Annotated in this window: 9 protein-coding genes; 1 reads left to right on the forward strand and 8 read right to left on the reverse strand. The window is 61.6% G+C overall.

The genetic code is table 11. The features are described 5' to 3' along the window. Positions 1-274: 274 nt before the first annotated feature. The 8 genes from AC1Q6C_RS33095 to AC1Q6C_RS33130 all read right to left on the reverse strand — a co-directional run bounded on the left by AC1Q6C_RS33095 (position 275) and on the right by AC1Q6C_RS33130 (position 9717). Positions 275-601: a hypothetical protein gene (locus AC1Q6C_RS33095; protein ID WP_054782124.1), complete on the reverse strand. Its 327-nt coding sequence runs from the start codon at positions 599-601 to the stop codon at positions 275-277. A gap of 308 nt (positions 602-909) precedes the next feature. Continuing rightward, positions 910-1155 (reverse strand): DUF3618 domain-containing protein, encoded by a 246-nt coding sequence (locus tag AC1Q6C_RS33100; RefSeq protein WP_483634878.1) that lies wholly within the window; start codon positions 1153-1155, stop codon positions 910-912. After that, complete coding sequence (locus tag AC1Q6C_RS33105; protein WP_492667103.1) at positions 1152-2660, reverse strand: YhjD/YihY/BrkB family envelope integrity protein; 1509 nt, start codon at positions 2658-2660, stop codon at positions 1152-1154. Before AC1Q6C_RS33105 ends, AC1Q6C_RS33100 begins: the two co-directional genes overlap by 4 nt. Positions 2661-2711: 51 nt before the next feature. Then, positions 2712-3725: an FUSC family protein gene (locus tag AC1Q6C_RS33110; RefSeq protein ID WP_492667104.1), complete on the reverse strand. Its 1014-nt coding sequence runs from the start codon at positions 3723-3725 to the stop codon at positions 2712-2714. Between the two features lie 78 nt (positions 3726-3803). Continuing rightward, positions 3804-5924, reverse strand: a complete 2121-nt coding sequence (locus AC1Q6C_RS33115) for a xanthine dehydrogenase family protein molybdopterin-binding subunit (RefSeq protein WP_029256722.1) — start codon at positions 5922-5924, stop codon at positions 3804-3806. Continuing rightward, complete coding sequence (locus AC1Q6C_RS33120) at positions 5924-6916, reverse strand: FAD binding domain-containing protein (RefSeq protein WP_234552709.1); 993 nt, start codon at positions 6914-6916, stop codon at positions 5924-5926. Before AC1Q6C_RS33120 ends, AC1Q6C_RS33115 begins: the two co-directional genes overlap by 1 nt. Further along, positions 6913-7434 (reverse strand): 2Fe-2S iron-sulfur cluster-binding protein, encoded by a 522-nt coding sequence (locus AC1Q6C_RS33125; RefSeq protein WP_019749532.1) that lies wholly within the window; start codon positions 7432-7434, stop codon positions 6913-6915. The genes AC1Q6C_RS33120 and AC1Q6C_RS33125 overlap by 4 nt, the downstream gene beginning before the upstream one ends. Before the next feature lie 291 nt (positions 7435-7725). Further along, positions 7726-9717: a cutinase family protein gene (locus tag AC1Q6C_RS33130; RefSeq protein WP_492667105.1), complete on the reverse strand. Its 1992-nt coding sequence runs from the start codon at positions 9715-9717 to the stop codon at positions 7726-7728. A gap of 259 nt (positions 9718-9976) precedes the next feature. On the opposite strand from AC1Q6C_RS33130, the gene AC1Q6C_RS33135 reads away from it, so the two are divergent. After that, the coding region (locus AC1Q6C_RS33135; RefSeq protein ID WP_492667106.1) for a DUF1016 N-terminal domain-containing protein at positions 9977-10243 on the forward strand (267 nt) is incomplete at its 3' end.

Here is a 10243-nt window from a genome sequence, read left to right on the forward strand (position 1 = left end):
ACCGCATTCAGCACGCGGAGGACGACCGCCCGCCGCTTACCGCCGGCACCGCGTCACCAACGTCCGTTCCTCATACACCTAGTCGCTGAAAACATTACGTGCCGAACTCGGAAAACTCAGCTGAACCTTGCAGCCAGGCCTTATCTTTCAAATCCCCACACTGACGCGCTGACACATCCGCAATGACGATGCGGATGTTTGGAATGCCCCTCCGACGGGGAGGTTGTGGTCGGTCCGCCGGACAATGCACCCCCACTCTGGCCCGGCGGACCCCTCAGATACGAGGAGGGTCCGATTGCCGTGGACGGGAGGCCGTGTGGGCTGCGTCGGTTCCTGCTCGGACGCGGTCGAACTGGGCACCGATCAGCCAGCGAAGTTCATCGTCACCGATACCGTTGTCCCCGAAAGGAATTGCATCCACCGGGATGCCGGCGATGGCCACCTTGCCGACCGTACCGACCACCGAATCATCCTGACGGCGCGCGATCACCCGACCCGCAGCGAGCACCTGCTCGATCACCGACGCTCGATCAAATCCTTCACCGCCGCGGTACACATGAACGCCCATGTCCTCGTCCCACACCGATACGAACCAGTCCACCGCATCCTCCTCTGCCCTGCCGAGATACACGCCCCGCGTTCACCGCTTGGGAAATGTTTCCACTAACTCCGTTGCGAGTGCTGAGAGCCGGATTTTCCGGCGCTGGGACTGTCACACCAGCACACCATGCACACTACGAAGAACCATCCCTGCGAGGTCCGTGCACCGACGTAGGTCGCGAACCTATCGAAGACGGAGATAGCTCGCCGAAGCTTCGGACGGGACAATTGCAAGGAGCTTCACCGTTGGAATCTTGTTCGAATCCGGGACATCGTGCCGATCGTTACCGCAAACGTCGACAGTGCTCGCTATTTGTGCGTGGTGAGGCGGGAACGCTGCCTGCGGCGGCGGAGGACAAGTACGAACACCACTAAGAGACCGAACGCCGCCGCGACGGCTGCAGGCCGCTGCTTTACCCGTTCCACGTCACGCGACACCTCACCCTTGACGCGGGCCGGTACGTTCGCCTTTTCGGCGAGTGCGCCTACGGTTGCGGCTAGAGCGTCACGTTGGGCTCGAACATTGTCGTCGGGTCCGTCTGCGGTAGTGCTCATTTCACGCCCTTCTTGGCAGTAGCGATGTCAGCTTTGACGCTTTCGACGGTCTCTTCCGGAAGTGGTGGCGCCGCGGACTTCGCTCGTTTGGCTCCCACGAGTGCGGTTATTGCTCCGATGGCGATCACGATTGCCGCGATGATCAGAGCTGCAAGCCAAGGTTCGAGGGTTGTGGCCAATCCGAGTACTGCTGCCGCCAGAAGTACCGCGAAGCCGTACAGCAGCAGCAGTGCGCCGGCGCCGGAGATACCGACCCCTACACCGAACCGGGTGCTCTTCGTCTTGACTTCGGCTACTGCGTGCGACATTTCGGCCCGTACGAGGTCGGACACCTGCTCGGTGAGGCGCTCGACGAGTTGTACGGTCGACAGTGCGTGCGGGTCTACGCCCTCTGTGTCGACAGTTTTCGGCGGCGCGGTGCTCGGAACGGTTGCCCGGCTATCGGATCGCTCGGTCATGGTCGACGTCCCTTCGTTGCATTCGCCGCCGTGCGTTTCGCGAAGTTCGCGACCGGCGGCGATATCGTGTGCGTGCAGACGAGCGTTCTTTTCCGAAACGCTGGTGTCCCGAGGAGGCAGCCGCAGGAATTCTTCGGCTTCGATTCCGGCCTGTAACTGCCGGCCGCGTTCGAGTTCCGCGTCAACTTCTGCTCCGAACAACAACGCAAGATTGGTGATCCACAACCAGAGGAGGAAGATGACCGCCCCGGCCAACGATCCGTACGTCTTGTTGTAACTACCGAAATGACTTACATAGAAAGCGAATCCGACTGAGGCCGCGATCCACACTGCAATAGCGAGTGCTGCTCCGACGCTGATCCAACGAAATTTCGGCTGTTGCACATTGGGAGTCACGTAATACAACACCGCCACCGCCAACGCGACACAGATCAGAATGACGGGCCACTTCGCAATATTCCACGTCGTCACCGCGCCGTCTCCGATGCCGAGCTGATCACCCAGCGCCTTGGCTACAGGTCCGCTGACGACCAGCATCAAGATCACCGCGGCAACCAACAGAAGTCCTGCGAGGGTGACGACCAGTTGCAGAGGACGAAGTTTCCAGACCGGCCTGCCTTCCTCCACCTCGTACATACGATTCATCGCTCGCCCGAATGCGCCGACATAGCCGGAGGCCGACCACAACGCACCCGCGAGACCGATGATCAATGCGAAACCGGCGGTAGGGGCCGCCACCAGTTGTTCGACGGTGCCACGCATCGTGTCCACGGCCGAGTCCGGTCCGACAGCGGCCACCAGTTCCATCACCGTGTCCACACTGGCACGCCCCTGGCCAACAACTCCCAGCAGGGACACCAGCGCCAGAAGCGCCGGGAACAGTGACAGCACAGCGTAGTACGTCAAAGCCGCCGCCAGATCGGTGCACTGATCGCGAGTGAACTCTCGGGCAGAACGTCGTGCTACGAACTTCCACGACTGCGCCGTCAGGTCGGTCGGATCGGAAGGCTTACGCGCGTCGTCCGCATCAACCGTGTGTGTCACCATGCCCGAGTTGCTACCCAGTGAGCCGGGTGTCGAAACTCGGTCGAGACTCCCCTAGCTTCCGTACTCCTCTCGATCCAGGACAGCGAGCGCCGCAAGTAACCCACGGCTGGAGAGAACTATCGAAGGTGCGACGGACGTTGTGACTGTTCCCTGCTGCACGAGCTTTTCGAGTGCGGTCAATCTTTCACGGGCAAGGGGCAAGGTCGTGACGGAACGATGGTCGGTAGGGTCGTGCACCGGACCTCTTCCCGCATCGGCAAAGGCTCTGGCCATCGCTTCGAGCAACTCCGAGACGGCACTTTGCAAACTCCCGTTCTCGTTGAAATCGCCGTCCTCGACGGCAAGGATCAGGCCCATGAGATGTAGCGCTGCTCGATCGAGTGCTTCGGCGGCCGGGCGAAACAACTCGGATCCTCCTATACGCAACCACCCACGTTTGCGAAAGTTTCCGACCAGGCTGGCTTCACCGTCCATCACCGCGGTCTCCGCGGCAACGGATTTGTTCACCGACAGAGCGCGTTGACGCCATGAACCCTGTGTTCCAGCACTGGCTTTCACGTCCGCGGCCATCTGTCGGAGAATGTCCGCGACCTCATGCGTACGTGCCACCAAGAGGTCTCTGGCGTCGGAGAGATAGTCCGGCGGCACCAACACGGCATTGACCGCGATGCCCACGAATACTCCGAGCACTACGTCACCAATGCGGTGCATCACCAAGTACGGGTTGGTTGCTGTTCCGTACAGAAGGACCAATACGGCGGTGACGGCGACCCAAATCCCGTCAGGCGACAACCGCGGAATGCGGCCGACGAGTATTCCTGCACCCGTTGCGATGGCCAATGCAGCGACGGTCGGAAGGGTCACCGCCGCGACGGCGGCCACAACAACTCCGAGGACGACCACACTGACCTGGCGGGCGGCCACCCGCATCGAGTTCCGCACGGTGTTCCCGATGATGAAGAGTGCAGCGTACGGAGCGAGAAATGCTTCAGGGCTATGAAAGACGCTGTTCGCGATCACCCACGCGATGACTACGGCGACTGCGCCTTTCAGGGCTGTGATCAAGCCTATGCTTTCACATCGCTGAATGAGGGGATGCTCGAGAATTGCTTGCTCCTTAACCTTCTACGGTCGTCCGAAGACTCATCTGAACAGGACCTTGTCCGCTGTTACCGGCAAGTCGCGTACCCGCACACCGGTAGCATCGTAGATAGCATTGACAACAGCGGCTGCTGCCCCGACGATCCCGATCTCGCCGGCGCCCCGCGATCCCATCGGGTTGACGTGTGCGTCAGTCTCGTCGAGCCAGAAGGCTTCGATGTCTTGCACATCCGCGTTTGTGCTGATGTGGTAGCTCGCCAAGTCGTGAGTCATCACGTGGCCGAACCTGTTGTCCCGGAAGCTTTCCTCGTGCAACGCCATCGACAATCCCATCGTCATTCCTCCGATGAGCTGTGAGCGAAGCGTTTTTGCATTGATTGCGCGTCCGATCGAGAATGCACCGAGCATCCGGGGGATCCTGATCTCGCCGGTCTCGCGATGTACGCGCGCTTCCACGAAATGAGCACCGAATGAATGCATGGAGTAAACGTCCTCGTCCGGATTCTCCGGCGTCTCAGTTGTCGTCTCCACGCCGGCAAGGGGAGTGGCGCTGTGTTCCGCGCGGAACTGACGGGCAGCCGCGACGATAGTAGAGCCCCACGACGAGATACCGGCGGAGCCACCGGCAACTGTGGCGAAAGGGAATGTGGTGTCGCCGATTTGGAGCCGAACTTCCTCTATGTGGCATTCGAGAGCATCGGCGGCGATCTGAGTCAGAGCGGTCCAGGTTCCCGTGCCAATGTCGGCCGCCCCGATCTGAACAGTGTAAATTCGATCGGCTCCGAAGACGATGCGCGCTTTCGAACCGGGGTTCGTCATTGCCGGATAGGTTGCCGCTGCCATGCCGGTACCCACCATCCAGTTGCCGTCCGGACTGAGACCACCACGCACCGGACGTCGTCCATCACGCCGACTCCGATCTTTCCACCCGAATCTCTCCGCGCCTGCGTACATGCAGTCGATCAAATTCCGCCCTGACCAAGGTTTTCCGCTCTCCGGATCCACTTCGGGTTCGTTCCGAACACGAAGTTCGATCGGGTCGAGGCCACAAGCTACGGCAAGCTCGTCCATCGCTACCTCGACCGCATACATACCCGGAGTCTCGCCCGGGGCACGCATCCAGAACGGGACTGCAACATCGAGGGCTGCAACCCGGTGCGAGGTAGAGCGATTAGGTGTGGCGTACATGATCCGGGTGGCAACAGCAGTCTGTTCCGCGTATTCCTTGATCTTCGACGTTTGCTCGATTACGTCGTGGGACATCGCCGTCAGAAGACCGTGGGAGTTCGCACCGAGGCGCAGGTGCTGAATGGTGGATGTGCGGTATCCGACGATCGCGAACATCTGCTGCCGCGTGAGCGCGAACTTGACAGGTCGCCCCGCCGTCCTGCGGGCAGCAAGAATCGCTAATACGTTGTGCGCGTGAGGTGATCCCTTCGAACCGAACCCTCCGCCGACATGTGGCGCCACGACTCGCATCTGCTCGAGTTCGAGCCCGAACATGGGCGCCAGGGTCTCGCGAACGACATGAACGCCCTGAGTAGAGTCGTACAGGGTGACGCACGCCCGCCCACCCTCGGCGTCGTCCTCCCAGATTGCAATGCAGGCGTGCGGTTCCATCGGATTGTTGTGTTCGAGTGGAGTGGTGTAGGTCTGATCTATCGTCACATCCGCAGCCACGAATGCCGACTCGACATCGCCGTCGGTCGTGTCGGTCGCGAATCCGTTGACGTCCTCCGGGGCGTAGAGGTCGTCGCGATCGGCTCGTAGCTCGGAATCATGAGGGAGTTCGTCGTACTCGACTTGTACCAACCCGGCTGCATGACGGGCTGTCTCGGGTGTTTCGGCAATCACAGCACCGATGAATTGTCCGCGAAAGTGGACGGCTGGGTCCTGGAGTACGGACAGCTCTCGGTCTTCGGTATCCGCCAAGCGTGGGGCATCGAAAACGGTGATCACGGCGACGACACCCTGAAGTGCCTCTGCCAGTTCCGTTTTCATGCTGACGACGCGGCCACGCGCAACCGTCGCCTGGACGGCGTGCAGGTAGGTGGGATTCTCCACGGGATGTTCGAACGCGTAGAGCGCCGTCCCCGTGACCTTCGCGGACCCGTCGAGACGCTCCATCGGATTTCCCAGGTAGCCCGGTTCGATCATCCTCATCACGTCGGCCCTCCGGTGGTGAGTGACCTCAGCACCGAAACCATGACGCCGCGTGTCAGGGGAATCTTGAAAGCATTGCCCGACTGTGGGTTCGCGTTCGCCAACTCGGCATCTGCGGCTTGCACGAACACTTCCTCGGTAGGCGGGGATCCCAGCAAGACCTCTTCCGCCTTGTACGCGCGCCAGGGGCGGTGCGCCACGCCTCCGATGGCGATTCGGGCGCCCGCGACAATACCGTTTTCGAGTTCGATCTCAGCGGCAACCGAAACCAGAGCGAAAGCGAAGGAGGCGCGATCGCGTGTCTTGACGTACGTCGACAGCGCCGCCGGTGCAGGCACGGGCAGCTCCACTGCAACGATCAACTGGTCGGGTTTCAGAACTGTGTCATGTTCCGGTGAATCTCCAGGGAGACGGTAGAATTCGTTGACAGGAATGTTGTGCTCGCCACGGCGGTCCCTTACGACGACCACGGCGTCCAACGCAGCCAGCGCGACCGCCATGTCGGACGGGTGCACGGCGATGCATTTGTCGGAAGCCCCCAGGATTGCGTGGTAGCGCACGTAGCCGCCGACGGCGGAGCAACCAGATCCGGGTTCCCGCTTGTTGCACGGAGTTGTCACGTCCTGGAAGTAGACGCAGCGGGTAGCTTGCATCAGATTGCCGGCTGTTGTCGCGGCATTACGAAGCTGCCCTGAAGCTCCGGCCAGGAGAGCGCGAGCAAGCACCGCGTATCGGCGGCGGATGACGGGGTGGGCTGCGAGATCGCTGTTTCGAACTGTCGCGCCGATGCGGACTCCTCCATCCGGAAGCATCTCCACTCCGGCGAGGGGCAGCCGACTTACATCGATCACCATGCGCGGGTTGGTCACGCCGAGTTTCATACGGTCGACCAGATTCGTACCACCTCCGAGAAAGGCGGCGCCGGGGTTTTCAGTCACCAGGGCCAACGCGCCGTCGACATCCTCGGCGCGTCGGTACTCGAACGGCATCACGACTGCACTACCTGTCGAATCGCTGCGACGATGTTGCCGTACGCAGCACAGCGACAGAGATTCCCGCTCATGCGTTCTCGAATCTCGGCGTCGTCCAGATCCGGGTCAGCATCGAGGTCCTCCGTGACATGACTGGGGTGCCCGGCCTTCACCTCGTCGAGCATCCCCACTGCCGAGCACACCTGTCCCGGGGTGCAGTACCCGCACTGGAGCGCATCCTGGTCGAGAAAGGCTTGTTGTACGGCATGCAGACCGTCGTGGCCCGCCAAACCGTTTGCCGTGGTGATCTGTGCGCCGTCCTGTGCCACTGCGAACGTCAAACACGTAACGGCGCGCCGCCCGTCGAGGAGGATCGTGCACGATCCGCACTGCCCGTGGTCACAACCCTTCTTCGGGGACGTCACGCCGAGGCGATCCCGCAGCGCGTCGAGCAGCGTGGTTCGAGTGTCGACCGTCAGGGTGTGGCTGCTGCCGTCTACCATCAACGTGATCTCGGCATCGATTCGCGAAGACTCCATGACGAGCACCTACCCAGCTCCGGATTACTCAAACGGGTAGCGTCACGATCTGACGAGGCGGCGTTTGCAAGATCGCGACTAGATCGCACTCGTACACACCGCCGCTACACCTCACCCGCTTCGGCAGTATCGCGATCTCCCCCATCTGGGACATGTGCTACTTCGTCATATTGGGGAGGTGGGTTCGATCGGCGGTGGGGACTGGCCACGCGGGCCCGCCCCGCCCCTCCAGGAGGGGTCGATCGTTAGATTTTTTTCTTCGAAATGTCGGAGTGAGGGCGGGTTACCGGCTCATGCTGCGCGTCCGATCTGCAGATTGAGCCAGTCCGAGATCCACTGGATCGCGTTGCGGCCAGCGTTGTCGACGACGAGAGAGTTGTAGTTCTGGTGTGCCCCGGAGGCGAAGAAGGACGCTGCGTCGAGCCCCTCCCCTATTAAGGATGCAAGGTCGTTGGCGCCTTGTGCACTGGCCATGGCGGTCAACGAATTAGCCAGTGCTGAGAGTTCCAGATTCTGTGTCTGAGCGGAATCGGTGGTCGCGGCCGTCGAGGCCTGCTTGCCGAGCAATGTCGGATCAGTCTTCGTAGCTTTGCCGGCGAGCATGTTGACCGCGACCGTGGCGAGTTCGAGTCCGACTGGGACGAGGCCGGTCATGGTGGCTCCGGCCCCGAGCGGGTCGGGGAGCTGTCCTGGCGGTGGGAGCAGCTTCTCGACTGCGGCCCAAGCGGTTTCCTGCACACGGCCGACGAGGTTTGCCAGGTTGATGATGTCGACTCCTCCCAGGATCGACGCGACGAGCGCGGCGACCTGTGAGTAGCCGGACGGATCCGGGATTGCCGACAGGACCTGTGAGACCCATTTCAGATCGACGCCGGCGGCCATCTTCACCAATGGGGAGAACTGGTTGTTCAGATCCCCTGCGACCTTGTGGGCACCGTGGGCGTCGAGCGCTGCGACCTTCTGCGGAAGAAGGTTCAGGTTCGCCAGGATCGCAGGCATATCCAGGGAGGTGAAGCCGGTGGCGACGCCCAGGACTTGGTTGACGACCACTGTGGGTTTGAGTAAGGAGAGGACTCCGGAGGCAGATCCGAGGACGTCACTCGGTGTCGTGGCGAGTGGGGCGATCTGGCGGTCGAGGGTGCCAGCAGCGGTCGACAGGGAGGTCAGGTCCGGAGATGAAGCTGGCAGCGTCGTGGAGCCCTTGCTGGCGAGCGTGCTCGCGGTGTCGGCGATCGCGGTCACTGTCGAGAGCGCACTGCTGAGATCAGATTCTCCGGCCTTGTCTAGAACGTGGCCGGCATTATTTTCGGCTGTTCCGGCGGGAGCTGCAGCGAGCTGCCCGTTCGCCGCAGGATTGGCGGCACCGGAGCCGAGTAGTTCCGCGAGCGGACTGATGGTGTTCGCCAGCGTTCTCGCGCTGGAGGCGACCTTCTGGAGGTCGACTGTGCCGTCCGTCTTCGAGAGTTCACTGGTCAGATTGCCAGTGGCTGTGGCGAGGCTGGGAAGGTCGGCTTGGGAGAAATCCGACGCCAGCGCGGTGGCCAGGTGTGAATTGTCGCCTACCTGGCCGTCAACTCCAGCACTCGGAGCTTTGGTGAGCACTGAACCCAGCGATCCGAGCAGCGGGCTCGAACCTTTTTGGATCGAGCAGTAGAGGTCTTTCGGATCGCAGATCGACGCGACCCGGCCCGAGAGCTTCCCCATGCCCTGCGGCCGCGGATCGGCGATCCCCTTTCCTGACGGCTTCGGGCCGATGACTGCTTCGCCGTTCGTTCCGGAACCAGGATCGGCGAGAAGCCCGACCGCGAGGACTTGCTCTGCCTTGATGGGGCCGGAGCCGTTGCCGATTTCAGAGGCAAGATCACCTGCGATGTCCGCGCCCTGGGAATAGCCGGTGATGGTGAATTTGGTGTCGGAGCATTTCGTTGCGATCTCGGCGATCACGTCCTTCGCCCTCGTCAAACCATCAGATTTGCTGTCTGCGTAGGTTTTTCCGTTGTCGAAGGCTCGGGCCATGTACGGCAGAGTGTGGACCTGTGCCGCGCTACCGTTCGTGTCCGCGATGCTGTGGGCGATCGGTTTTAGCATACCGACCGGGATCGAGGGATCGGCGTCTTCTGCGGTTTCCCAGGTTCCGGGGATGAACAGGTTGAAAGTCTTCGAGCATCCGTTTGATTGGGCGGACGCGATGCCCGGCGACATCAAAGCGATGGAGGCTGCGACGACTGTTGCCGTCATCAGCATGCATACCGGACGGTGGATGGTCGAACCTAGGAACGGCATGAGAACCTTTCTCTACCAGCAAACACGATGTACCTGTCCGCGCGCGGACAGGCCTGACGCGCCCGATTTCAGGTGAGGGCCGCTATGGTGCTGGACGTATTCACTCCGATCAATGCGCCCTGTGAAGAACTGAGCTGTGCGAGGGCCGGGTGATCCTGCGTCTAGCGCGCACGCCCGAGTCGCCGTTCCTGCGGGCTGAGGTGTCCAGTGGGGGCATGTCCGGTGGGCGTTCCCAGCAGCGCTGGGTAAAGATGGATGGGTGAATGCTCCAGCCGAACTGCCCGCCGACTACGCCCAGCTTCTCGACCATCTCAAGTCGCAAGTTCGGCAAGCGCGAGTTCGCGCCACCCGAATCGTCAACACCGAACTGCTCAGTCTGTATTGGGACATAGGGCACGCGATTGTGCAGCGTCAAGAGGCCGAGGGCTGGGGTTCAAAGGTGATCGACAGGCTCGCCGTCGATCTTCGATCGGCCTTTCCCGACATGCGTGGGTTGTCGCGGACCAATCTGAAGTACATGCGGCAG

It is taken from the genome of Rhodococcus sp. MT28 (assembly GCF_058792695.1).

What these genes read in the sequence shown, in the direction of transcription:
- AC1Q6C_RS33100 (WP_483634878.1), bottom strand. Translation starts at nt 1,155, where the DNA reads ATGAGCACTACCGCAGACGGACCCGACGACAATGTTCGAGCCCAACGT.
- AC1Q6C_RS33125 (WP_019749532.1), bottom strand. Translation starts at nt 7,434, where the DNA reads ATGGAGTCTTCGCGAATCGATGCCGAGATCACGTTGATGGTAGACGGC.
- AC1Q6C_RS33115 (WP_029256722.1), bottom strand. Translation starts at nt 5,924, where the DNA reads ATGAGGATGATCGAACCGGGCTACCTGGGAAATCCGATGGAGCGTCTC.
- AC1Q6C_RS33105 (WP_492667103.1), bottom strand. Translation starts at nt 2,660, where the DNA reads ATGGTGACACACACGGTTGATGCGGACGACGCGCGTAAGCCTTCCGAT.
- AC1Q6C_RS33130 (WP_492667105.1), bottom strand. Translation starts at nt 9,717, where the DNA reads ATGCCGTTCCTAGGTTCGACCATCCACCGTCCGGTATGCATGCTGATG.